The sequence below is a fragment of the Staphylococcus debuckii genome (assembly GCF_003718735.1).
Taxonomy (GTDB): Bacteria; Bacillota; Bacilli; order Staphylococcales; family Staphylococcaceae; genus Staphylococcus; species Staphylococcus debuckii.
On the sequence record NZ_CP033460.1, the window covers coordinates 2,252,416 to 2,276,047 of the forward strand.

A 23,632-nucleotide genomic window follows, 5' to 3' on the forward strand; every position below is an offset into this window, starting at 1 on the left:
TAGAGTATTAATGATTATAGAAGAAATTGTTGGCAATATTGCTAACCTTTCACCAGAAGAGAAACAAAAGCATATGGAAAAAGTCTACCTTGAAAATTCTGATTTAGTAAAAAGAATACAACGTGTCACTACAGACCATGGCAATGAAATCGGTATTCGCTTAAAAAATCCTGTAGATTTAGAATATGGAGATATCCTCTATCAAGATGACCATAATATGATTGTAGTAGATGTCAATTCTGAAGACCTCTTAGTGATACAACCGCGTTCTTTGAAGGAAATGGGAGATATTGCGCATCAACTCGGCAATCGCCACTTACCTGCACAATTTACTGAAAATGAAATGCTTGTGCAATACGATTATCTAGTTGAAGATTTATTGAAATCACTAGGTATTCCTTACAAACGAGAAGATCGCAAAGTCAACAAAGCATTCAGACATATCGGACATTCACATGATTGATCATCAAGCTTTAAGATTGTTTCAATTTTGCGACTCTCAATTTCCTACAGGTGCGTTTAGCCATTCTTTCGGGCTTGAAACTTATATTCAACGCGGTACAGTGCATGATGAAGAAACCTTTAAAGAATGGTTGAGACTCTTTTTAAGTGAACAATTAACATATGCTGACGGGTTAGCAATCCGTCTCGTGTACGAAGCCTTAAATCAAAATGATACTGAGAAAATCTTACGTTTAGATCGCATGCTCTTCGTACAAAATGTACCTAGAGAGACACGTACAGGTACTAAACAAATGGGTACACGCATGGTAAAACTTGCGAATGAATTATATGACAGCCAGTGGATACAGTGGTACGAAGCAGAGTATCAAGCAAAACAAGTGAAATTGCATCCTGCGATTTGCTTTACAATGCTCGGCCATTTCCTTGGCATTGATATTGAAATGATTATAGATTACTATCTGTATCAAAATGTTTCAGCGTTGACGCAAAATGCCGTGAGAGCTATTCCGCTTGGGCAAACTGCTGGGCAACGTGTAGTTACAGATATGATTACTTTCATGAAAAATACCAGAGACCATATCTTTGAACTTGCAGAATCAGAATTCGGTATCACAGCTCCTGGTTTAGAAATGAATCAGATGGAGCATGAAAACGTTAATGTCAGAATTTTTATTTCATAGGAGGAATAATTGATGACTCAACCTATTAAAATTGGAATCGGTGGACCTGTTGGCGCAGGAAAAACTGAACTCGTCGAAAAACTTGTCAGACATTTGTCTAAAGATATGAGCATCGGCGTTATTACAAATGATATTTATACTAAAGAAGACGAAAAAATCTTAGTCAATACAGGTGTATTGCCTGCTGATCGTATTATCGGAGTCGAAACAGGAGGATGTCCGCATACGGCTATTCGTGAAGATGCCTCTATGAACTTTGCTGCTATCGATGAATTAATGGAACGCCATGGTGACTTAGATTTAATCTTTATTGAATCAGGCGGCGACAACTTAGCAGCTACTTTCAGTCCGGAATTAGTTGACTTCTCTATTTATATTATTGACGTTGCACAAGGTGAAAAAATCCCGCGTAAAGGCGGACAAGGTATGATTAAATCTGACTTCTTCGTTATTAACAAGACAGATTTAGCTCCTTATGTCGGCGCTTCTTTAGACCAAATGGCTGAAGATACCAATACTTTCCGCGGCAATCGTCCTTTCACTTTCACTAATTTAAAAACTGAAGACGGTTTAGACCAAGTGATTGAATGGATTGAACGTGATGTATTACTTAAAGGATTAGCCTGATGTCTAAAGAACCAGAATGGACAGGACAACTCAACCTGTCTATCTTTCATGATGGTGAACGGTCTGTTGCTCGAGATATCTTTTTCGAAAAAGCCTTGAAAGTCATCCGCCCTATTTATTTAAATGGGTCGGATATTCCGACTTTCTATATTGTAAATGTCGGCGGCGGTTATTTAGATGGTGACCGTTATAAATTGAATGTACGTGTCCAAGAAAATGCAGCTGTGACACTCACATCTCAAGGCGCCACTAAAATTTATAAAACTTTAAAAGATCATGTTGAGCAGTATCAAAACTTTCACATTGAAGACAATGCCTACTTAGAATATGTCGGTGACCCGATTATTGCCTATAAAGACGCTAACTTTTATCAGCATAATCAGTTTCATTTAGCGCAAACAGCCGCTATGTTTTACACTGATATTTTAACACCGGGTTATTCTCCAGATGAACGTCACTTTACTTATGATTCACTTCACTTATTGAATGAAATTTTTGTAGATGACGAACTCGTGGTATTTGATAATATGCTGTTAGATCCTAGTAAAAATAAGGTTGATGCGTTAGGCTATATGGAAGGTTATACGCATTTAGTTTCTTGTTATTTTATTCATCCGGATATTACAAAACAAACCATTGATGAATTGTATGAGATAATGAAATCATTTTTAACAGACAATCAATGTAGAATCGGTATTACTGAGCTTGCGACCCACGGCTTAGCAATCCGTATTTTAGCACAGCAAACAGACCTCATCGAAGCTATTCTGAAAGAAGTACAAATTAAAGTAGTACAACAATTTTATAATCGTGAAGTCAATTTTTTAAGAAAATATTAAATGCAAAAAAGCTGTCCAACTTTTCACTTGATTGTTGGACAGCTTTTACTTATATACCCTTTCGATAATAAGTGCGTCAACAAGGACGTTCCCCCGTCACTTATAATGAAAGTTTCCTAACCCATTCAAAATTTACTTACTTTCTCTCTCTATCCTAATTCTCTAACTACTTGTTTTTGTATTTTTTAGTAATTAATTTTTAAACTTAAAAAATTTTACCGATATCTGCACATAGTGCATCAATTTCTTTGCGTTGATTTTCATCAATAACTAAAATGACGGTTCTCTCGTCATTTTTGTTTCTTTTTTTACTTAGCAAATTACGTTCTTTTAATTTTTGAATCGCTTTGGAAATAAAATATGGTTTAAGATTCGATAATTGAATAATTTCCTTAACGTTAAATTCAGAACGATCTTTTTCGCTACTTTCGATATAGTTTAAGATAAATAACTCTTCAAACGAAATTTGATGTTCACTTTTAATGTGTCCATTAATTTCTCTTACCTTTTGAGCAACTTTGACAAATTTCGGAAGGTCATTAATAACTATTTTTTCTGTCATTGGAATTCACTCCTTCATGGTGTTGTTTCAAGATGTTAGGTGAATTAACAAATAAATTTTGATTGAAGTTCGGTTATATGAATCATTCTATAACATTTTTCTATAATAATCCATTTATTTTTGAAATTTAATAAACCGTTGCTCCAAAATCCCCTCTCTCACATCAGTTATTATTATTGTAATTTGAAATCCTCTGACTATCTCGAATTAAATGCTTCAAGATATTCAAACAAAAATAAAGTAAAACAGACGTAGGTACAAAATAATATTTCAACTTCTGCTTCTTGAACTGGCAGTAGTGATTTGAATATAAAATGTACTGATGTGGGTAAATGAGATGAGTTAAGCTAACAGTGAAGTGATATTCGTTTTTTGCAGGCGAAAGTGTCGGGGCTCGAGGCCACCACCTAGACACTACAACCAACATCTCCACTCCTCTGCTCCTACCCCACAGATAATTGTTCTCCCTAACTAAGCAACATCCCAAACCCAGCCTCAAATTGCTCTGCAAAATAGAAAAAGAGGAACTAAGACAAAACAATGCCCCAGTTCCTCTTACCTTTATATCCAACAATTATTTTTTGCAGCTTGGTAATGAGATTGTATCTAATGTAGATAAACCTGCAAGTTTCATTAAATCTAATGCATGTTGTGCGCCTGCTTTACCATGTCCTGCTTCATAGTGTTTATATGCTGCAACGCTTAACACTCCGAATGTTAATACTGTCGCAATACGTGTCATTTTTTTATTACCAAAGCTTAGTAAGAATAAAAGGCCACTTGTAGCTTCGATTGTCCCTGCTACAGTTACCATATTACCAGGCAATCCAAAAACATTTTCGAAAGTTTCTTTCATTTGTGGGTTACCTTTTATTTTAGGTTCTGATGCTTGTAATAATTCTTTACCAACTTTAATATTGTTTAAATAGCGTAATAACATAATGTGATACTCCTTTAATTAATTATTGAAATAATCCTCTACTATGGGTTTTACCCTTTTTCCATAAAGTTTAATTGCTTTCATTACACGTTCGTGAGGCATGGAACCGACAGGAATGTGCAACATAAAACGGTTAATTCCTAATGTTTCTATGATATCAATCATTTTACGCGCCACCGTTTCTGGACTGCCGACGAACATTGCGCCTTGATCGCTGATTTCTCGTTGAAAATGTTCTTCAGTATATGGAGGCCAGTTGCGTTCTTTTGCAATAATTTCATGGTGTATTTTCGTCGGTGTATAAAATTCTTGTTGCGCTTGTTCATCTGTGTCTGCAATATAACCCCAAGAATGAACCGCTACAGGCATATCTGCTAAATTAAATCCTCTTGATTCAGCCACTGCTCTGTACATGGCAATGTTTCGTTTAAAGCGTCTTGGATTGCCGCCTATAATCGCATAAGTAATCGGCAAACCGAATTCAGCTGCTCTTATAGAAGATTCTGGTGTACCGCCTGTGGCTAACCAAATCGGTATTTCTTTTTGTACAGCTCGTGGATATACACCACGTTCATCGATTGCAGGTCGCAAGCTACCTTGCCAAGAAACAATTTCATGCTGATTGATTTGTTTCAACAACTCTAATTTCTCCACAAAAAGTGTATCATAATCATCCAAATCGTAACCGAATAATGGAAAAGACTCGATAAAAGAGCCACGTCCTACCATAATTTCAGCTCGTCCGTTAGAAACTGCATCTAAAGTTGCAAAGCGTTCGTATACACGTACAGGGTCATCGGAAGATAATACCGTTACAGCGGAACTTAAACGAATACGTTGTGTTAAAGAAGCTGCAGCAGCTAAGACGGTTACCGGATCTGAAACCGCATAATCAGAACGATGATGTTCACCTAAACCATAAATATCAAGGCCTACCTCATCTGCAAGTTGTATTTCTTCTACTATGTTACGAATTCTCTGATCAGCTGATAACTTTTCTTGCACGCCATTTTCAGTGTGGATTTCATTGGTATCTGCAAAAGAAGTCATTCCAATTTCGAGTTTCATACATTTCACCTCACTAGGTATATTTTTTATACCTGAATCATACCCTTTTCATATTATTAAGTCAATATTTTAAGTTCTTCCAGCTATTTTGACGTGTTTCTTCAATATAAATGTAAAAAATCAATTCAAAGCTATTTTTATTTCTAAACATAAAAAAGAGACCTTATTACAGATCTACATAACAAAATTGATAGTATTTTATAACATTCAGACTTCCGAAATTTCGATTTTATATATATATAAATACGCTAAAAATTAGACTAATCACTATTTAAAAAGGCAAAATCAATATTTTTAATTTTTCTGTTAAATTACAACGTTGTAACATAGTCGATATTTACATGTGATTAATATTGTTAAAAACGCTATAACATCGGTATTTAAGCCAACGACCACAAAGTAGATGGTTATTACATGCAAGTATTTAATTATTAGAACTAAATTACAAAATGATAACAACGCACACAAACCCAAAATTTTTTGGTAAAGTAAGTCTTGTCGTTAAGAGAAGTAAAAAAAACGCAATTAAGTAATTTAAAGTAATGTAAATATAGACACGAGATTTAATACTAAAATTAAAACAATTAGCTTATTTATCTTTAGGAGGATATTTAATTATGAATAAAATCGCTACAACTACAATCGCTACTTTAGGAACTGGAATCGCAGCTTTAACTTTATCTCATCACGATGCAGATGCAGCTGAAAACAATAATGGATACAACCCTAACGATCCTTACTCATACAGCTACTCATATACAATCGACCAACAAGGTAACTACCACTATTCTTGGAAAGGTAACTGGAACCAAGACAACCGTTACAACAATGACTACTCAACATACGCTAAATACAACAATGGTTACAGCAATAACAATGCTAGCAACAACTACACTAGCTACAATAATTACAACAATAACAATAGCTACAGCAACTACAACACAGCTAACAATAACTACAGCAATTACACTAGCTATAACAATAATAACGCAGGTTCTACACCACGTACTGGTGGAATGGGTGCTACTTACTCAACATCTGATAACAACGTTCATGTAACTACAACTTCAGCACCTAAACAATCTTCAAACTACAGCACAATGGCTAACCGTGCTTCAAGTGGTGCTAACTACTACACTTCTGGTCAATGTACTTACTACGCATTTGATCGTTCAGGCGGTAAAGTAGGTTCAACTTGGGGCAATGCTAATAACTGGGCTAACGCAGCAGCAGCAGCTGGTTACACAGTAAATAACAGCCCTGCAACAGGTGCTATCATGCAAACTAGCCAAGGTGCTTATGGTCACGTAGCTTACGTTGAAGGTGTTAACAGCAACGGTTCAGTTCGCGTTTCTGAAATGAACTATGGCCACGGCCCTGGTGTTGTAACTTCACGTACTATCTCAGCTAGCCAAGCAGCTGGATACAACTACATTCACTAATTTTAAATATTAATATTCGACCGGTTGATAATAGATGTATCAGCCGGTCTTTTTATAGGCACAATAATAGCCGGCAGTTTAGTTCAAGATACTAAGCTGTCGGCTTTATTTATTTTATTCATATACTTGTCTGATAAGTTGTGTCACATCCAAAAGGCTACCATTATCCAATAAGCAAATGCTAGGATATAGAGTAATGGAAAGCTTTCAGAAACAGGTTTCTTCAACTGTCTGTATAATACATATCCACCTAGACCTATGGCTAATGCTGTTGTCAGTACTAAACGTACGATTAGCATTTCCATAGTGGCATTCAAGCCGAATTGCGGGCTATTTGTCAGTACTGCTCCAATTGAAGCAAGAACGATGATAATAGTATAAACGACAGTATCCTTAGTTTTATTCATTTGGGATAAAGTCCAAAATATCAATAGTCCGAATATCGTTGTCACAAGTGTTTCGTGTGCTAAAAATTCCGACATATTAGAATCAACTCTATATTGCAAAATCGCTACAAAGTACAATATAAAGCTGATAACTAAATAGATAATAGAAGGATATTTTAAAGTTAAATTATCTAAATTGAAGTATCGATGAATTCCTAGACACAATAGTAATATCGCTACAAGTATTACTACATATAACATGGAACCACCTCATTCATACTATAATTATATCCGTGTCTACCGACGACTAAACATAATCAGTAATTTTATTTAATAAATAATGATTTGGAAATGCAATTAATCCTTCTCTGATAACTACAATTGTATTACCACCATTGTTTAGTTATACCCGCTTCCTAAAATTTTATTTGTACGTACTCATTTAATTCTCTTTCCTGAATTTCTTTTTAAAAATAAAAAACACTTACATCATCAAATTTCTTGATCATGCAAGTGCTGATATGGGTAGATATTAATTTATCTTAACCATGCTGCGTATAATGTGTTTCTTCTGGTGATTTCACTTTTTTGATTGTCCAGCCGGTAAAGGCATAAAATAAAGCAAATACGATACATAAGTAACATGGCACTGTCCAAATGAAGTAAGAATAAACATCTACCCCGAGTTGTTGCGTATAATAAATACCTGAAGTGCCCCATGGAATTAATGGAATAATCATTGTACCTGAATCTTCCAGTGTTCGTGAAAGATTAGTTCTTGATAAATGCATTTCATCATACATATCATAAAGTAGCATCCCTACTACGATAATTACTACTGAAGCAACCCCAGCAGCTAATACCATAATTAAACCAGAAACAATCGTAACTAAAATTAAAGTACCTGGTGATCTCACTTTATCTTTGATAGTATCTAACATTACGGTTAAACAACCTGACTTTTCAACTATACCAGCAAAGGCATAACCACAGAAAATCGTCACAATAACTTGTGTCATGCTCATCATACCGCCTTGTGCGAGTAAGGTTGATGCTTTTTCATTCAGATGGATATTATGGGTAATCATATCTGGTTTAAATCCATCAAATGCTGCTTTAAAGCCGTCAGCAAGTTTGAAATGATGGTTAAATGTGCCAACAAGTATCGCTGCAACACTTGATACTAACATCGCCGGCACAGTAGAGAATCGGAATAATAAACAAGCGATGATTACTATAGCCGGAATCCATACACTCAAATTCAAGTGATATACACCTTCAATTTGATGTAACAAAGCATTGATTTGGCTCTTATCTGCGCCTGATTTATGACTCATTCCTGCAAAGAACCACACTACAATCCCTACTAATGAAGCAGGTATCGTGGTCCAGAGCATCGCTTTGATATGCGAGAAAATATTGACGTTAGTTACCATAGCCGCTAAGTTTGTTGTATCTGATAACGGTGATAATTTATCTCCGAATACTGCTCCAGCGATAATTGCACCAGCTGCCATCCCTGCATCAATATTTAATTGATGGGCAATCGCAATTAATGCAATTCCTGCTGTAGATGCAGACCCCCATGCTGTTCCTGTTGCCATTGATGTAATAGCGGAAATAATAAATGCTGAAACTAAAAAGTAATTTGGATTCAATAATTTTAATCCATAATAGATTAAAGCTGGTACAGTACCAGAATACATCCATGTTCCAACGATAATTCCTACGCATAAAATAATATAAATGGTAGGCATTGCTGTCCCTAATCTTTCAGTAATCCCTTCTTCTAAGTCTTTCCAACGTAGACCTACTCGCCATGCGATAACGGCTGCATAGGCAGCTGATAAGATGAGAAGCGGTTGCACTGGAATACCAAAGACTACAAACCCTACTATTACCAGAATCATCATTACAATGATGGTAGAAGCCGCTTCTAATAAAGTTGGTTTTCGCTTCATATCCATTCCCCCCTGTTTACTTTTAATCTAATCCGATTTTTTCACGTCCTAATTCATCAATTGTTAAACCTTCTTCAAAGAAATCACGTTCTAAGATAGTTGAAGCAATGACGATAATTGCATCAATATTAGGCGTTTCAACCCCTATTTCACGCCCTAAACTTGACCAAAGTACTAATCCATACGCAATATCTTCTGTCAAATAACGGTTCTTAACTTTATTAGGACCCGGAATTTGTGAGAATACTGGACTTTCATTAAATAAACGATTTAACGGTTCATCTTCATCATTTCGTTCTAAGTATCCGCGTTGAATACGTGCTTCCTTTGCAGTTTGCAATTCGAAGCCTAAACGGCGTCCTAAAGACAGTCTCTCTAATTCAACTGCGTGCAATAGACGTACAGTATGTTTAGTGATCCCTTCTTTATACAATGAGAAATCACCTGAATAATCAATACGGCCAACATTTAATAAAGTTGGACCAGGATGCACTTCAGGGTTTCCGTTTTCAAGATTGGTTTTCCATAAATTTTCTTCTTTGACAATACTTGGATAAATTTTTTCAACCTTTTCGAAGTCATCGCTTAATTGATCTTGGTAAAATGAAGAGAAGTATAATTTTTTAACATTCAATGATAAATCTACGACTGCATTATCGAAATCTACACGTGTCCCATATGTTAAAGAATTTACTTCAGCAAAATGAGGACGTACTTCAATGTGTTCATCTTCTAATACATTGATAAAACGAGCAGAGCCCATAGCTGCAGCCATGTTAAAGAACACAATCTGATTTTCATTAATGAAAGGTGCCATGATGCGTGCATAATATTCAATGAATGTTGATGGAATAATGACTTGAATAATTTCTGCATCTGAAATTACTTCTTCGATATCATCACTGACTTGTGTAAAGTTGACAAAGCTTTCTTCGCCTTCATTATGAAAGTGAAAGCCACCTTGTTCGATTGCTTTATCGAATTTTTCGATTGAGGCATTACGACAATAAAGTTTAACCTCATGACCTTGATTGGTCATATCTACGGCTGCTGTTACTGCCCCATTCCCTGAACCTACAATTGCAATTTTCATAACTCAACCTTCTTCCTATAAATTATCATGAGTAGAAGAGACCGTTATATGCTTTATTACCGAAGATAAAGATATAAACGGTCCCTCAAATAGAAGTGAAACATATGTACATATTTATATAGCCTATACTTAAAATTTAGAAACTGCTGATTCTTCAAGGAAATATTCTGTAAGCGTTTACCCCATTGTCACAACAGTTTCTATCGCTGTATAAATAATATGTTATAGGTATCGTAACATGCCTAAGCAAATAATAAAATATAATTTTGTTGTCTAGCAGCTCTTTTTGAAAACTAATAATTTGCTCTTTCATATAACTTCAACAATCCTCTTAACTCTGTATTTTTAACTCACATATTCATCAAAAGTATCGAAAACAGATGTCATTTCTAAAGCATTATTGATATATTTAATGTAACAAGTTGAATATAGGAGGCTTATTACTATGACCACTAATCCAGAATTTGAACCTGTTTACGATGAAGTTGAAAAATATGAACAGTTTCCTACACAAGATGAACGTCTCTTTGCCAGTTTGATTTATATCTTAAGTTTTTTTACTTCCATTATCGGTCCTTTAATCATTTGGTTGCTTAAAGGTTCTGAATCTGAGTTTGTAAATAGAGCGGGTAAAAATTACTTCTATTCAGCAATTTCTTATGCCATATGGACTGTTATTTCTATAGTTTTGATGATCGTATTAGTTGGATTTATTACAATGGCTGTTATAGCTATTATGTCTTTTGTTTTTACTATTATTGCAGCCGTCAAAGCTTACAATGGCGAAGATTATTTAATTCCACTATCTATTCCTTTTTTCAAATAATAATTCAAAGGGGTTGGAACGATATGAAGTTCCAACTCCTATTCTGTGTACTGACGACCGCTAACTAGAACAGAAACTCAAATATTGTAAGTTGCATATAAATTTGAGAGAATATAGAGTGCTTGTAAATTTAAATTGAGGAGGGAGAAATGTGCGCTGGGTAAAAGTAATTTTAGCTGGCATCGTTGAAATTATCTGGGTCAATTGTATAAAAAATGCCGACTCCATTCTCAGTTGGGGTGTCACTTTGATAATGATTGCTTTAAGCTTCGCGCTCGTAATTTCAGCATGCAAAACCTTACCGGTCGGAACCGCTTATGCTATCTTTGTGGGCATCGGCACGGTTGGAACAGTGATTTTAGATATGGCCGTTTATGGAGACCCATTCAGCTTTACAAAGCTCTTTCTGCTCATCTTATTGCTGATCGGCATTTTAGGATTGAAACTTTCAACAGATAATGAAGAAAGTGAGGGAACTTCCTGATGGCTTGGATCTATTTATTAATTGCTGGTTGCTTCGAAATTATTGGTGTCATATTGTTGAATGAGCTCAACCGTACTGGCAAAAAAATCTTTATCTTATACTTAGGCATCGCTTTTATTTTCAGTTTCAGTATTCTTTCCTTAGCGATGAGAGATATACCTATGGGAACTGCTTATGCCATTTGGACAGGTATCGGTACTGGCGGCGGCACTTTAATCAGTATGATTTTTTATAATGAATCTAAAAATATTTGGCGCATCATCTGTATTGGTCTCATAGTGGTTTCAGCAGTCGGTCTCAAACTGATTTCGTAACGATATCACAAAACATCTTGTGTATTCTTTGTGTCTTTTCCGTCCTTTTAATATACTTGAGATAAGAAGTCGGAAAAGGAGTGGTTTGAATGACAAAGGTATTTATTGCAGGTCCTATCCCTCAAATTGGATTGGACATCTTAGAGAAACACCAAATTGAAGTTGATATGTATGACGGTCCAGGAGTAGTGGATCAAGATACGTTGAAAGAACGTGTAGAAGATGCCGATGCATTAATCAGTATTCTTTCTACTAACGTAGACAAAGCAGTTATTGAAAGCGGAAAGAACCTTAAAATTATTGCCAACTATGGCGCTGGTTTCAATAACGTCGATATTGATTTTGCGAAAGAAAAAGGAATATATGTAACAAATACTCCAGAAGTTTCAACACGCTCTACTGCAGAATTAACATTTGCACTTGTACTTGCTGTAGCACGTCGTATTCCAGAAGGAGACCAATTATCTCGTACCAAAGGCTTTGATGGTTGGGCACCTTTATTCTTCAGAGGACGTGAAGTTTCTGGCAAAACAATCGGTATCGTCGGACTAGGCGCTATCGGCTCAGCAGTAGCTAAACGTGCTAAAGCATTCGATATGGACGTTCTTTATACAGGTCCTCATCGTAAAGAAGATAAAGAACGTAATTTAGGTGTTAAATATGTTGATTTAGATACGATGTTAGAGAAAGCTGATTTCATTACGATTAATGCAGCTTATAAACCAGAACTGCATCATATGTTCGATACAGAACAATTCAAGAAAATGAAAGATACAGCTTATCTGATCAATGCAGCTAGAGGACCTATCGTCAATGAACAAGCGCTTGCAGATGCTTTAAAAAATAAAGATATTGAAGGTGCGGCATTAGACGTTTATGAATTCGAACCTGAAATCAACGACGATTTGAAGTCATTAGATAACGTCGTGATTACACCGCATATCGGTAATGCTACATTTGAAGCACGCGATGGAATGGCCAAGATTGTGGCAGATAATACGGTCGTTGTGCTTAAAGAAGATCAAGCACCAAAATATATTGTAAATGATGTTGAAAAATAAATGACAGCTGTTTAAGCATTAAGAAGGGTTAGGACAAAATGATGATGTCCTAACCCTTGTTTTCTTCCGTGCTTACTCAGCTTATTGTTCTTTTGTTTTATAAATAAATTTCACTTGATTACTGAGCAATTTAGATGGCAGACGTTTCATAATAGTATTTCTCAAACCTACCAATAAGCCATTAGACATTTGTGCTTGTTTACCGATTTTTCTGGATTTCTTAATCACCTTGGCTGTGTGTTTAACTCGCAATTGATCATATCTTGCTAAAGCTTCTCTGAAATCATAAGCTTTTAAACAATTGGCTAAGACGATAGCATCTTCCATGGCTTGGCCAGCACCTTGGCCTAAATTAGGTGTCGTAGCATGCGCTGCATCACCTAATAATAATGTACGGCCGTATACGAATGTTTTCAACGGTGTTAAATCAAAGATATCATGATGCAAAATTCCAGTTTCACTCGTTTGGTCAAAAATTCGGCGCACCTCATTTGGATAATGATTATAATAAGCTTGAATATACGGCTTAGTGAAATCATTTAATTTAGGATCTCCTTGTTTAGCATTTACCGAAATAAACCAATAGGCTTGATTATTCAACATAGGTACAATTCCGATGCGTCCTTTAGGTCCCCAATATTCTTTAGCAGTATGCGGATCTGATAATCGTACATCTTCTACCATCCCTCCGAACACTGTATATCCTTGGTAGTTGACTGTAGCTTTAGGATCCAATTGTTGACGTATAATAGAATGCAATCCATCTGCTCCAATACACAAATCAAAATCTGCTTGCGAACCATTTTCTGCTGTTAATGTCACTTTAGAGCTGTTTTGTTCGATACGCGTTATTTTACTATCTGTATGAATAGCTTCTGCAGGAACATATGATTTAATAATATCAAGCAGCGTCTGACGTGGGAGCGTTAAATTGATTGTCCCTTTTTTTAACAAAGCCTTATTTAAGACGTTGCCATGATCATCTAGAAATTCTAACTCGTTTATAACTTGTCCTGCATTTTTGATACCTTTAGCTAAATCATGATTTCCTAGCTTGTCTAGTACATTTCCCCCGATACCAATGCCAGCACCTACTTCTTCAATCTTAGCATGCTGTTCAAATACATGTATCTCATTGTCGTTTTCATTAAGGAGCGCAGCAGCTGTTAAGCCACCTATTCCGCCACCTACGATTGCTATTTTCATATCTCAACACCTCATTTTTGCGTTATCTTTATTTTATCATATTCCCTCTTTTTGCTATCAATACTATATCCGTAAAAAAAGAGGGTGCCGCCCTCTTTTAAAGTTATTGCTTATAATAATTTTTACGAATATGGTCCTTTTTAATTCCGTATTTTTGGTAATAATGGTCCATTACACTTGCTATTTTAGTATCCCAGTCAATGTCACTTGCATACTGGTGTTGACCAGGATTCTTGGGATTCCAGCGCATTTGATAAAGAGACAGTTGTTCTTTATCAAAGTATTCTTTTCGTACAAATGAAGCGCCGCCCATAATTGCTTTTTCTGGAGAAGTCCATTTTTGCTGTTTCGCATAACTATGGCCATGTTTCAATGCGTTTTCATCGAAAGCTCCAATACCATAGAAGTTATAATAATGCTTACCTTTATAAGGTATACCTTTAGCTAAATCTGATCGGCCATTTCCTGTTTCTATCAGAGCATGACTAATTAAGTAAAGTACATTCACTCCATATTGATCTTGCGCTTTCAAAAAAGTAGAGCCTTTATTTTCAAAGATACCTTTGCCTTTTAAAATTTGGTTGACTTCTTTTTTATCCATCGGTACCTTCTCTGATATATCCATATAATTAATATTATGATTGTGCTTTTTAATAGTCATTGCACGACGCACATCTTCTTTAGATGCATTGACAAAACGTCCATTATCTTCTTTGGTATTCAACATGCCTTCACCAGTTTGTGCTTGAACAGCCTCATCGAAGGTATGTGTCTGATCATGTTTGAATAAATTCGTTTCATTAATAATCATCAGTATGGCAAATACAGCTATAATCACACTTATCAAAATGATTAAAAACCTTTTCTTAAATGTACGACTCATGCCTTGTACCTCTCAAGTTTATTTATTTTAGCAAGAAGTATGCTAGTATAATGACTCCGATTACAATCACAAATGATATATTTACAACTATTTTCATTCCTGTTCTGTCACGAAATAAAACATTGAATATCATCAAGCTGATAGTAATAGCAACGGCGAACATGGTAATCGCTAAGACGAGCTTCATCATAATTAATAAGATAAAACCAACTACAACAAATATATTGGATACAATAGCTAAGCCCTTTAACAGATTCGGGTTAATCATCTCCACCTTCTTTCTGTGAATAATATCTTCATTAAAATTACTTCATTCCTAAATTTTAGCATACTATGTATAAGGAGCGGAGACAGAAATAACATGGATTAAAATTATTTCATCTCCACGCCCCGGCAAAGCTGATTAGAATAAGCAAGGGCTGGAACAAATGAATGGTTCCAGCCCCTGGCTTTCTGAAAAGGTTATGGATTATCCCTCTTCGCGTGACATACCTTTTAAGATATTTAAGAAGTAAGTAATACTTCTGTTGGCATCTTCGTCTTTCAATAATCCGACTAAGCTGCCGACTGTTGTACGTTGATTTGGACTTGCTTGATTGGCATTTTCCAATCCTTTGTTAACTTTCATTAACATATCTTCCAAGTTAGGTACATTCAATTTACCAATCATAAATACTAATGGAGCTAAGTTATTTAATACACCAGTGTATTGTTCTTTTCTCAGCTCTTTCGTAAATTTACCAGTAATAAATCCGCGGCTTTCTACAGCACCGATAGATGCATCTAAAATTTTAGCATCGTCCAGCACTTTCATTAAACGGATTGCTTTGATAATCACGTCTTTATTTTCAGCAATAGCGTCTGTTACCTCTGCAAGATCATCTGCTTTTTGCTTTTCGGGTGGGATTTCCATTCGTTTAATTTTTCTAATGTTTTCAGCCATCGTGTCTCACCTGATTTCCTGGGACCACGTAGTCTGGACGTGCCCATTTTTTCTGAACTTGAACACTGTATTGCGGATTACGTTCTGTATCTACACGGAAGTTGGCAGGATTCAATGGTGATCTGCCTCGGCGTGTGATAACTTCCATACGGCAAGCTGTACGTTTGTAAGATGGTGTATCTGTATCTTTATCGACATCACTATTAGTCAACATGTTGACTGCACCTAATGTACCATCTTGTTCCGCATCATTGTTCAACGGAATATAGATTTCATTCCCTTTAACACGGTCAGTAACGTGAACCATTAATTTAACTTCACCTGTTGATGAAACTAATTTAACTTCGCCACCTTCATGAACACCGCGGTGTTCTGCAAGTTCTGGAGAAATTTCCACATAAACGTTAGGTACTTTGTATTTAATACCAGGAACGTGGTAAGTCATATTACCTTCATGGAAGTGTTCTAATAAACGACCGTTGTTAACATGCAAGTCATATTCTTCGTCTTGTTTGAAGAAGTTATCGAATGTTAATGGATACAATTTCGCACGTTTATTAGGGAAGTTGAATCCTCCAAGATATAATGTCGGTTCATCTGTACCATCTGGAGCAACTGGCCATTGCAATGATTTGAAACCTTCTAAGCGTTCATAAGTTACACCTGCAAATGTTGGTGTTAAGCTGGCCATTTCATCCATGATTTCACTTGGATGTGAATAGTTCCAGTCAAAGCCCATTTTGTTAGCAATCATTTGCATGATTTGCCAGTCAGGTTTAGATTCGCCAAGTGGTTCCATAACTTGATAGAGACGTTGGATACGACGTTCTGTATTCGCAAATGTACCTTCTTTTTCAAGTGAAGGACTTGCAGGTAATACGACGTTCGCAAAACGTGCTGTTTGTGTTAAGAACGCATCTTGTACGACTAAGAAATCAACTTTTTCTAAAGCAGATTGTACGAAGTTGATATTAGCATCTACGATACCAGTATCTTCACCGTAAATGTACATTGCAGAAATTTCATCGTTATGAATACCTTCCATCATTTGATGGTTGTCACGACCTGCTTTAGGCGGTAATGCTACGCCGTAAGCTTTTTCAAATTTCGCACGTACTTCGTCATCTTCAACACCTTGGTAACCAGGGAATTTATCCGGCATACTACCAGCATCACTACAACCTTGTACGTTGTTATGTCCACGTAATGGATAAGCACCGCAACCAGGTTTTCTGTAGTTACCTGTAACAAGCAATAAGTTAGAGATTGCTGTACTTGTGTCACTACCGATATCTTGTTGTGTAACACCCATTGCCCAACAGATACTTACGCCTTCTGCTGCCACAACGTTATGTGCAAATTCAATAAGATCTTCTTTTGCAATACCTGTAGTTTCCTCAGCAAATTCCATAGTGAATGGTGCTAATGATTTGTAATAGTCATCGAAATGGTCAACCCATTCATCGATAAAGGCTTTATCGTGCATGTCATTATCAATGATATATTTAGTTACTGCTGACATCCAAGCTAAGTCAGTACCTGGTTTAGGTTGATAGAAGTAGTCAGCACGTTCTGCCATTTCGTGACGGCGGATATCAAATACTACAAGTTTATTACCGTATAATTTGTGTCCGCGTTTGATTTTAGAAGCGATAACTGGATGCGCTTCTGCTGTGTTAGTACCTACCAAGACTACCATGTCTGAATGCATAAGGTCGTCACTTGAACCTGAGTCACCACCGTGACCTACTGTTCTGAATAGACCTTTTGTTGCTGGTGCTTGGCAATAACGTGAACAGTTATCCACGTTGTTAGTACCGATAACTTGTCGAGCAAGTTTTTGCATTAAATATGATTCTTCAATAGTACCTTTTGAAGATGCGATGAATGATAATGCATCTGCGCCTTTTTCCTCTTTAATACGACGGAAGTTGTCGCTGATAACATTTAATGCTTCATCCCATTCTACTTCTACGAATTCGTCACCCTTACGAACAAGCGGTCTTGTTAAACGCTCTTCAGAGTTGACGAAGTCCCAACCGAATTTACCTTTGATACAAGTTGAAACTCGGTTAGCAGGTGAATCGTGTTGAGGTTGAACTTTAAGGATTTCGCGACCTTTAGTCCAAACATCAAAAGTACATCCCACACCACAGTACGTACATACTGTTTTCGTTTTAGACATATATTCGTTACGCATTGCAGATTCGCCGTTTGATACACCCATTAATAGGCCGTAACCTGGTTCTGCTTCTTTAGTCAATTCAATCATATCTGCTAAAGATCCAGGTTCGATGTCAGTCATATAACCTGCATTACCAACCATTTTATTTTCCATCATGGCATTACATGGACAAACTGTTGCACATTGACCACAGTTAACACATGATGATTCATTAATTGGTACATCGTTATCCCAGATAACTCTTGGTTGTTCACGTTCCCAGTCAATAGATAATGTTTCATTAACTTGAACGTCTTGACAAACTTCTACACAACGTCCGCAAAGGATACATTGGTTTGGATCATAACGATAAAACGGACCAAAGTCTTTTTCATATGGCTTCGGTTTATATTCGTATGATTGTTCCTCAACACCCCATTCATCCATTGTATTATGGATATCACAGTCACCGTTGTTATAGTCACAAACTGTACAATACAGAATGTGTTTTTCTAAGATGCGGTCTAACGCTTCTTTTTGGCTGGCTTTAACATCGCTGTTTGTTGTGTTGACAACCATCGGACGATCAATTGTTGTACCACATGCGCGCTCGATTTTTCCGTCAATTTCCACTGCACACGTATCACATGTTTGAATCGGTCCTAGCGATTCGTTATAACAGATTGACGGTACAAATGTTTCTTGCGACTTAATGAAGGCAAGAAGATTTGTTCCTGGTTCCACAAGATAGTCTTTTCCATCTAAAGTGATGACAAGATGTTCTTGCATATAATCACCCCTATATTCTGAGGTCCGATAAATACATTTAAGTTCTATACAATTGGACATGTTTCAGTTTGATTCTATTGATGAGGGTTAGTATCATTCTGAAAAAAGTTACAGTTAATTCATTTATAAAGCTTGTAGCAGCTCAAATTATGTAATACATAAGCAGTCATACTGCAACATACTGAATTAATGAACTGATAACCTGACATGTTATTATATAGCACTTTCTTCAGAGCTAAATCACTCTGAAAATCCAACGCTATTTATTAACCTCTTCTTTTATATATTATCCGTAAATATTTGAAGACTAAATCTTTTTTGCCCCACGCAATAAAAAAAATAGTCTTACCTCTAATACTAGTACTTTTACTCTTGAATGTTAAGTCCTATACTTATATATTTGCTCAAAAGTTGATATATTAAACCAATTAACAATTACTTTTTACTCTTTTTATAATAATGTGCTGAAAAACTAACTTTTCAGAATAATTAAGCGGTATATTGAGTGGCTGAAAGAAGGTTTCATTAAGAAAGCTGAGGCAAAAGTAATGCCTCAGCTATCATTTTATTTATCATGTAATCTGCCTAAAATTTCTTGTTTTAAAACATTAATAGCATCATCAAATTCTGTTTCATTATGATTAGCGTCTGCATGAGCGATTAATGAATTGACTAAATCCAAGTCATTATATTCGCTGACTCTAAGCTTAAATTGATCAAGTCCTACCTCAACAGAGCCGCCATTTTTTTGAAATTCATGAATTTTATAATAGGTATCTGCACCTAATCCGCCTTCATCTACCATTTCTGAAACATCTTGTACTTCTTCTTCATTTACTTTGTTTTCATCATGATTTGTCATCGTTATTCCCCCTCTTCCTTCGTAATACCCTAAATTTCCATTATTATTTATATATCATTTTAACTTTTAGAGTAAAAAATAACCAAATTCCAGGAAATTCCTGAAATTTGGCTTTTTCTTATAAATCTAAATTAGATTTTAACAACTCAGTCATATTTTCTAAAGAAGATTGATCAGGTACAAAGTAATACAAACCATCGTCTTGGATGCCGCCGCTACCTTGTAATTGATGACGTCTCACATGTTCATTCGCATCTTTGTATTTAGAGCGAACTGTGTTCAATTCTCCTAACGTCAAATCAGTTTTAACGTTTTTCTGAATTTCATCTGTTACTCCGTTGAAGTTTGTAATTGATTTTACACCAGTCAATTCATTAGCAATGCCTTTCAAAACTAATTGCTGACGTTCTTGGCGTCCAAAGTCTCCACCAGCGCCTTCCTCTTTACGAGAACGGATAAAAGCAAGTGCTTTATCGCCATCTAAATGCGTTTTTTCGCCTTTTACAAAGTTATAACCATCTGTACTGAAAGTCGCATTACTTACTACATCGACCCCACCTAATGCGTCTACCATGCCATGCATGCCATCCATATCGACTGTAGCATAATGATCAATCGGCACATTCAATAATTTTTCTAAAGATTTTACTGCCATATTCGGGCCGCCATAAGCGTAGGCATGGTTAATCTTCTCAGTTGTACCTCTGCCGACTATTTTAGCTTGCGTATCACGTGGAATACTTACAATTTCTGTAGTCTTCTTATCTGGATTGACAGATAAGACCATAATTGAATCTGAACGTTCTCCGTCACCTTCACTTTTTCTTTGAGCATCAGAGTCCACACCAAATAAAGCGATTGAGAAAGGTTGGCCTTTATTTAAATCTACTTTCTCTTTTCTCAACTCTGACTTATTTCTGTCTAATGGGTTATGTATACTGCCGCCCACCGCAAAAATTTTAAATGCTAAATAGATTGCTGCAATCACAGCCAATAATACTAAAATACCAAATGCCCATAACAATACCTTGGGAACAGTTCCCATTTTTCTCTTAGGATCTTCTGACCTTCTCACCCAACCACTCCTCACAATTCAGCTTTCTGCAAATCTAGCTTTCTTAATAAACTCATTATATTATAACTAATTTTATAAAACATGATACTTAAGTCTTATTCACAAAATTAGTTTGATACCCGCCTTTTTGATTCAAAATCTGTAATATAGTTTCATGACAACCTGGATTACTGATGATAAAGGGTCCCGCTTCCGCAAAATCGATAGGTCCACCTTCTAGGTTAGTCATTTTCAAACCTAATTCTTCAGCAAAAAGAAACTGCGCTGAAATATCCCAAGGTTTAGAGTTCGTATTAATGTGTGCTCCGAATTGTCCTTTAATTACTCTGACTGAATCTAAACCGCAAGAACCGATTAAACGATAACTAAATGCTGCAGCTTTCAAATCTTCTATAGTTTGCTCATTTAGAACATACATATTATAAGATAAAATCATGTCCTTAATATCTTGTGCTTTAACTGTAGACATCATCACCTCATTTTCAAATGCACCCATACCTCTAATTGCTTTATACAGTACTTTATGAGGATAATCATAGATATACGACAATTGAGGTTCTCCTTCTGAAAAATAGGAAAGAATAATGCAATAATCTGTTTGCTGTTTTACTAAATTAGCTGTTCCATCGATAGGATCCATAATCCATACATCACCATGTTTAGCATCTATCAAATCATTATTCTTTTCTTCAGCAAATAATTGGTGTTCAGGATAATGTGTCTCTAAAAATATTTCAAATTTATCTTGAATGATACGGTCAACGTTTGTGACCAAATCAAATTGATTCGCTTTGGTCTCCGTACGCATATTATGAATGAGTTCCGGGATAATCTCATCTAACCCTGTTAGCCATTGTCTGATTGCTTTATCAAGATGGATACGTTCTGTTTTATTCAAACTATACACCTCAAATCAATTTATTAATTTATGTATTATTGTTATTTTAGCATGTAATTCTAGAAAAACGTTAATAAAATTTAAATTTTTTGTGCATTTAAAAAACCGACTAGCAATACTAGTCGGCATAGAAAGGAAAGTAAGTAATAATATTGAAGATGTTAATTAACTAGTGATTTGCACATTTTTAATAAATCACACGACTATGATTTATTATTACCCCTTTGTTACTAAGTGCTATCTCCTAGTTACTATTAAAAGTGTATCACATCTTTTCAATTAATGTAAGCGTTTACTTTAATTTTTTTGTACTTTTCAGCATTTTTTTGCGAATAAATATCAAATAATACTAAATATGATATAATCATTGTAATATGTAATATATGGGAGGTGGCATCAATGAATAAAGTTGAACGTCAAAATAAATTAATTCACTTTATAGAATCCAACGATCAACTCACTGCTATGCAACTTGCGAAAAAACTAGAAGTTTCTAAGCGTACTATATTACGTGATATTCAAGACCTTGAAAAACAAGGTGTACAAATTATCGCAAAGCAAGGCGCTTTAGGCGGTTATCGTATCCAACCAGATCATTCACCTATTAAACTGGAGCTCACCGAAGAACAGATGCTTGCTTTATTTATGACTTTAAATGAAAGTCAATCCTATACAAAGTTGCCCTACCATGCAGAAATACAGCAACTTATTAAGAAATGTTTGAATCAACCAGCCACCCATATCAGACGGATTTTAAAGCGCATGAATCGCTACATCAAATTTGAATCTAATCCTCATACTGCACTGCCCCATACTTTTTCAGACTTACTAATTTATTGTGCGGAACGCAATGTCATGTTAGTGGAGTATGAGTTGCAAGGAAACTTAGAAAAAGAAAATGTCATCTTTATCGGATTAATTTGCCGAAAAGCCGATTGGCATGTTGTGATATTTGATATCGGCCGTGGCATAACGAAAGAAATTGCTATTACTGATATCAAAGACATTTCGTATTCTTTCCAAAAAACCGTAAAAACTCACGATATTTCTATTTATAACTACCAGAAATTTTTAAATCCAACTGATTCTGCCAATTGATCAGTTGGATTTTTTTATAGATATGAATTTTTCCTTTCAACTGAAAAATACAGTCATTAAGAAAGAAACTAAATTATTTCCGAGATGGATAAAAATAGTAGCGGCTGTACTTTTACCAGATTTAAAATAAACAAGTACAAGTGCAACTGCGATAATAAAGTAGGAACCAAATTCAAATGGAGAAGCAGCTCCTATAACATGCATCGCTGCAAAAGCTAGTGCAGAAATGATGCCCATCACTATATAATTGAATTTCTTTCCTAGCTCTCCGATAATTACATTTCTAAAAAACAGTTCTTCAACTACTGGTGCTAGAATCACCACAAATAAGAAACTGAATGGAAGAAATGCTGGATTTTTAAACAGAGAAGCCAAGCTTTCTTCATTTTGCGTTTCCTTAAATCCGATACCTTCTGGCAACATGGACATTAATTGGTTATATAATGTTTCAACCCCCATGACTACAAGGAGCGTAATTAATAAAAATAACCAACGTTTCCTTACGTAATGCCATCCTGCGCGCAACCTTTCCGGCATTTCTTGGTAATGAAAATAATAGAAAACAATTAATACAATTATGTAACTCAACATTTGTCCAAGCGCACCTACGCCGTTGAGTGTATCTTCATTAAATGGAGCATGGAAGTTTAAAGCTATAAGCATTTCTATTGCTGAACACACAAATATGCCAACAAGAGCGATAGGCACCAACCATAAGTCTCTCCATGCGGGTTTATCTTTTCTTAAAACCATAATGGCCCCCTAATTCAAATTTCAATTCTATATAACGTTATTAATATATTATATTCTACCTGTATTTTAAGCACAAATATTTTCAGACAAGGAGAATCATAACCGACGATGGTTCTCTCGCCTTGAACATCTATAAACAAGTAATCAAGTAATAATGATAAAAATACGAGGACTGGGATACATAAGTAAAAGTTTCAGCTTTATATGAGACAG

General features: G+C 35.7%; 25 protein-coding genes. 10 read left to right on the top strand and 15 right to left on the bottom strand.

What is annotated here, in order from left to right; translation table 11 throughout:
- The first annotated feature begins 10 nt into the window (after positions 1–10).
- From ureE to CNQ82_RS10950, 4 genes are read left to right on the top strand one after another with little or no spacing between them, the layout of a single operon-like run.
- A complete protein-coding gene (ureE, locus tag CNQ82_RS10935; protein WP_123145267.1) occupies positions 11–463 on the top strand; it encodes an urease accessory protein UreE in 453 nt (150 codons plus the stop codon).
- Positions 456–1,145, top strand: a complete 690-nt coding sequence (locus tag CNQ82_RS10940) for an urease accessory protein UreF (RefSeq protein WP_123145268.1) — start codon at positions 456–458, stop codon at positions 1,143–1,145. Before ureE ends, CNQ82_RS10940 begins: the two co-directional genes overlap by 8 nt.
- A gap of 12 nt (positions 1,146–1,157) precedes the next feature.
- Complete coding sequence (ureG, locus tag CNQ82_RS10945; protein WP_123145269.1) at positions 1,158–1,772, top strand: urease accessory protein UreG; 615 nt, start codon at positions 1,158–1,160, stop codon at positions 1,770–1,772.
- Entirely contained in the window at positions 1,769–2,611 is an 843-nt protein-coding gene (locus tag CNQ82_RS10950) for an urease accessory protein UreD (protein WP_420876471.1), read from the top strand. The genes ureG and CNQ82_RS10950 overlap by 4 nt, the downstream gene beginning before the upstream one ends.
- Positions 2,612–2,816: 205 nt before the next feature.
- Here CNQ82_RS10950 and CNQ82_RS10955 read toward each other — a convergent pair whose 3' ends face one another.
- The 3 genes from CNQ82_RS10955 to CNQ82_RS10965 all read right to left on the bottom strand — a co-directional run bounded on the left by CNQ82_RS10955 (position 2,817) and on the right by CNQ82_RS10965 (position 5,181).
- Positions 2,817–3,173 carry a transcriptional regulator, SarA/Rot family gene (locus CNQ82_RS10955; RefSeq protein WP_123145271.1) on the bottom strand — a complete coding sequence of 119 codons (357 nt, stop codon included), beginning with the start codon at positions 3,171–3,173 and terminating at the stop codon, positions 2,817–2,819.
- A 574-nt stretch (positions 3,174–3,747) separates the two neighbouring features.
- Positions 3,748–4,113 (bottom strand): DoxX family protein, encoded by a 366-nt coding sequence (locus CNQ82_RS10960; RefSeq protein ID WP_123145272.1) that lies wholly within the window; start codon positions 4,111–4,113, stop codon positions 3,748–3,750.
- Positions 4,114–4,131: 18 nt separating this feature from the next.
- Positions 4,132–5,181, bottom strand: coding sequence for an LLM class flavin-dependent oxidoreductase (locus CNQ82_RS10965; RefSeq protein WP_123145273.1), 1,050 nt, complete (start codon positions 5,179–5,181; stop codon positions 4,132–4,134).
- Positions 5,182–5,798: 617 nt separating this feature from the next.
- On the opposite strand from CNQ82_RS10965, the gene CNQ82_RS10970 reads away from it, so the two are divergent.
- Positions 5,799–6,623, top strand: coding sequence for a CHAP domain-containing protein (locus CNQ82_RS10970; protein WP_123145274.1), 825 nt, complete (start codon positions 5,799–5,801; stop codon positions 6,621–6,623).
- Between the two features lie 143 nt (positions 6,624–6,766).
- Here the strand turns inward: CNQ82_RS10970 and CNQ82_RS10975 are convergent, their stop codons facing one another.
- From CNQ82_RS10975 to CNQ82_RS10985, 3 genes are all read right to left on the bottom strand, one after another.
- The gene (locus tag CNQ82_RS10975) at positions 6,767–7,270 is read right to left on the bottom strand and encodes a hypothetical protein (RefSeq protein WP_095103920.1); all 504 of its coding nucleotides are present in this window, start codon (positions 7,268–7,270) and stop codon (positions 6,767–6,769) included.
- A gap of 281 nt (positions 7,271–7,551) precedes the next feature.
- The gene (gene nhaC, locus CNQ82_RS10980; RefSeq protein WP_123145275.1) at positions 7,552–8,970 is read right to left on the bottom strand and encodes a Na+/H+ antiporter NhaC; all 1,419 of its coding nucleotides are present in this window, start codon (positions 8,968–8,970) and stop codon (positions 7,552–7,554) included.
- A gap of 22 nt (positions 8,971–8,992) precedes the next feature.
- The gene (locus tag CNQ82_RS10985; protein WP_123145276.1) at positions 8,993–10,063 is read right to left on the bottom strand and encodes an NAD/NADP-dependent octopine/nopaline dehydrogenase family protein; all 1,071 of its coding nucleotides are present in this window, start codon (positions 10,061–10,063) and stop codon (positions 8,993–8,995) included.
- 445 nt (positions 10,064–10,508) lie between these two features.
- Here CNQ82_RS10985 and CNQ82_RS10990 point away from each other — a divergent pair, with 445 nt between their 5' ends.
- The 4 genes from CNQ82_RS10990 to CNQ82_RS11005 all read left to right on the top strand — a co-directional run bounded on the left by CNQ82_RS10990 (position 10,509) and on the right by CNQ82_RS11005 (position 12,748).
- Positions 10,509–10,889 carry a DUF4870 domain-containing protein gene (locus CNQ82_RS10990; RefSeq protein ID WP_123145277.1) on the top strand — a complete coding sequence of 127 codons (381 nt, stop codon included), beginning with the start codon at positions 10,509–10,511 and terminating at the stop codon, positions 10,887–10,889.
- 151 nt (positions 10,890–11,040) lie between these two features.
- The gene (locus CNQ82_RS10995) at positions 11,041–11,373 is read left to right on the top strand and encodes a DMT family transporter (protein WP_095103912.1); all 333 of its coding nucleotides are present in this window, start codon (positions 11,041–11,043) and stop codon (positions 11,371–11,373) included.
- Entirely contained in the window at positions 11,373–11,687 is a 315-nt protein-coding gene (locus CNQ82_RS11000; RefSeq protein ID WP_123145278.1) for a DMT family transporter, read from the top strand. The genes CNQ82_RS10995 and CNQ82_RS11000 overlap by 1 nt, the downstream gene beginning before the upstream one ends.
- Positions 11,688–11,776: 89 nt before the next feature.
- Positions 11,777–12,748: a 2-hydroxyacid dehydrogenase family protein gene (locus CNQ82_RS11005; RefSeq protein WP_123145279.1), complete on the top strand. Its 972-nt coding sequence runs from the start codon at positions 11,777–11,779 to the stop codon at positions 12,746–12,748.
- A gap of 81 nt (positions 12,749–12,829) precedes the next feature.
- On the opposite strand, the gene CNQ82_RS11010 is transcribed toward CNQ82_RS11005, so the two are convergent.
- The 8 genes from CNQ82_RS11010 to CNQ82_RS11045 all read right to left on the bottom strand — a co-directional run bounded on the left by CNQ82_RS11010 (position 12,830) and on the right by CNQ82_RS11045 (position 21,568).
- Complete coding sequence (locus tag CNQ82_RS11010) at positions 12,830–13,954, bottom strand: FAD-dependent monooxygenase (protein ID WP_123145280.1); 1,125 nt, start codon at positions 13,952–13,954, stop codon at positions 12,830–12,832.
- A 103-nt stretch (positions 13,955–14,057) separates the two neighbouring features.
- Positions 14,058–14,837 carry an N-acetylglucosaminidase gene (locus CNQ82_RS11015; RefSeq protein WP_123145281.1) on the bottom strand — a complete coding sequence of 260 codons (780 nt, stop codon included), beginning with the start codon at positions 14,835–14,837 and terminating at the stop codon, positions 14,058–14,060.
- 22 nt (positions 14,838–14,859) lie between these two features.
- Positions 14,860–15,105 (bottom strand): hypothetical protein, encoded by a 246-nt coding sequence (locus tag CNQ82_RS11020; RefSeq protein ID WP_123145282.1) that lies wholly within the window; start codon positions 15,103–15,105, stop codon positions 14,860–14,862.
- Between the two features lie 201 nt (positions 15,106–15,306).
- Positions 15,307–15,780 carry a helical membrane plugin domain-containing protein gene (locus CNQ82_RS11025; protein WP_123145283.1) on the bottom strand — a complete coding sequence of 158 codons (474 nt, stop codon included), beginning with the start codon at positions 15,778–15,780 and terminating at the stop codon, positions 15,307–15,309.
- A complete protein-coding gene (gene fdhF, locus CNQ82_RS11030; protein WP_123145284.1) occupies positions 15,773–18,733 on the bottom strand; it encodes a formate dehydrogenase subunit alpha in 2,961 nt (986 codons plus the stop codon). The genes CNQ82_RS11025 and fdhF overlap by 8 nt, the downstream gene beginning before the upstream one ends.
- A 565-nt stretch (positions 18,734–19,298) precedes the next feature.
- Positions 19,299–19,595 carry a hypothetical protein gene (locus tag CNQ82_RS11035; protein WP_240624886.1) on the bottom strand — a complete coding sequence of 99 codons (297 nt, stop codon included), beginning with the start codon at positions 19,593–19,595 and terminating at the stop codon, positions 19,299–19,301.
- A gap of 118 nt (positions 19,596–19,713) precedes the next feature.
- Positions 19,714–20,670: an LCP family glycopolymer transferase gene (locus tag CNQ82_RS11040; RefSeq protein WP_420876457.1), complete on the bottom strand. Its 957-nt coding sequence runs from the start codon at positions 20,668–20,670 to the stop codon at positions 19,714–19,716.
- Positions 20,671–20,758: 88 nt separating this feature from the next.
- Positions 20,759–21,568 (bottom strand): inositol monophosphatase family protein, encoded by an 810-nt coding sequence (locus tag CNQ82_RS11045; RefSeq protein WP_123145286.1) that lies wholly within the window; start codon positions 21,566–21,568, stop codon positions 20,759–20,761.
- A gap of 399 nt (positions 21,569–21,967) precedes the next feature.
- Here CNQ82_RS11045 and CNQ82_RS11050 point away from each other — a divergent pair, with 399 nt between their 5' ends.
- A complete protein-coding gene (locus CNQ82_RS11050) occupies positions 21,968–22,666 on the top strand; it encodes a helix-turn-helix transcriptional regulator (RefSeq protein WP_123145287.1) in 699 nt (232 codons plus the stop codon).
- 36 nt (positions 22,667–22,702) lie between these two features.
- Here CNQ82_RS11050 and CNQ82_RS11055 read toward each other — a convergent pair whose 3' ends face one another.
- Entirely contained in the window at positions 22,703–23,419 is a 717-nt protein-coding gene (locus CNQ82_RS11055) for a CPBP family intramembrane glutamic endopeptidase (RefSeq protein WP_123145288.1), read from the bottom strand.
- Positions 23,420–23,632 lie beyond the last annotated feature (213 nt).

Bases quoted from the DNA above. Each gene is read 5' to 3' on its own strand.
- ureE (WP_123145267.1), top strand. From the start codon at position 11: ATGATTATAGAAGAAATTGTTGGCAATATTGCTAACCTTTCACCAGAA.
- CNQ82_RS10940 (WP_123145268.1), top strand. From the start codon at position 456: ATGATTGATCATCAAGCTTTAAGATTGTTTCAATTTTGCGACTCTCAA.
- ureG (WP_123145269.1), top strand. From the start codon at position 1,158: ATGACTCAACCTATTAAAATTGGAATCGGTGGACCTGTTGGCGCAGGA.
- CNQ82_RS10955 (WP_123145271.1), bottom strand. From the start codon at position 3,173: ATGACAGAAAAAATAGTTATTAATGACCTTCCGAAATTTGTCAAAGTT.
- CNQ82_RS10960 (WP_123145272.1), bottom strand. From the start codon at position 4,113: ATGTTATTACGCTATTTAAACAATATTAAAGTTGGTAAAGAATTATTA.
- CNQ82_RS10965 (WP_123145273.1), bottom strand. From the start codon at position 5,181: ATGAAACTCGAAATTGGAATGACTTCTTTTGCAGATACCAATGAAATC.
- CNQ82_RS10970 (WP_123145274.1), top strand. From the start codon at position 5,799: ATGAATAAAATCGCTACAACTACAATCGCTACTTTAGGAACTGGAATC.
- CNQ82_RS10975 (WP_095103920.1), bottom strand. From the start codon at position 7,270: ATGTTATATGTAGTAATACTTGTAGCGATATTACTATTGTGTCTAGGA.
- nhaC (WP_123145275.1), bottom strand. From the start codon at position 8,970: ATGAAGCGAAAACCAACTTTATTAGAAGCGGCTTCTACCATCATTGTA.
- CNQ82_RS10985 (WP_123145276.1), bottom strand. From the start codon at position 10,063: ATGAAAATTGCAATTGTAGGTTCAGGGAATGGGGCAGTAACAGCAGCC.
- CNQ82_RS10990 (WP_123145277.1), top strand. From the start codon at position 10,509: ATGACCACTAATCCAGAATTTGAACCTGTTTACGATGAAGTTGAAAAA.
- CNQ82_RS11000 (WP_123145278.1), top strand. From the start codon at position 11,373: ATGGCTTGGATCTATTTATTAATTGCTGGTTGCTTCGAAATTATTGGT.
- CNQ82_RS11005 (WP_123145279.1), top strand. From the start codon at position 11,777: ATGACAAAGGTATTTATTGCAGGTCCTATCCCTCAAATTGGATTGGAC.
- CNQ82_RS11010 (WP_123145280.1), bottom strand. From the start codon at position 13,954: ATGAAAATAGCAATCGTAGGTGGCGGAATAGGTGGCTTAACAGCTGCT.
- CNQ82_RS11015 (WP_123145281.1), bottom strand. From the start codon at position 14,837: ATGAGTCGTACATTTAAGAAAAGGTTTTTAATCATTTTGATAAGTGTG.
- CNQ82_RS11020 (WP_123145282.1), bottom strand. From the start codon at position 15,105: ATGATTAACCCGAATCTGTTAAAGGGCTTAGCTATTGTATCCAATATA.
- CNQ82_RS11025 (WP_123145283.1), bottom strand. From the start codon at position 15,780: ATGGCTGAAAACATTAGAAAAATTAAACGAATGGAAATCCCACCCGAA.
- fdhF (WP_123145284.1), bottom strand. From the start codon at position 18,733: ATGCAAGAACATCTTGTCATCACTTTAGATGGAAAAGACTATCTTGTG.
- CNQ82_RS11035 (WP_240624886.1), bottom strand. From the start codon at position 19,595: ATGACAAATCATGATGAAAACAAAGTAAATGAAGAAGAAGTACAAGAT.
- CNQ82_RS11050 (WP_123145287.1), top strand. From the start codon at position 21,968: ATGAATAAAGTTGAACGTCAAAATAAATTAATTCACTTTATAGAATCC.
- CNQ82_RS11055 (WP_123145288.1), bottom strand. From the start codon at position 23,419: ATGGTTTTAAGAAAAGATAAACCCGCATGGAGAGACTTATGGTTGGTG.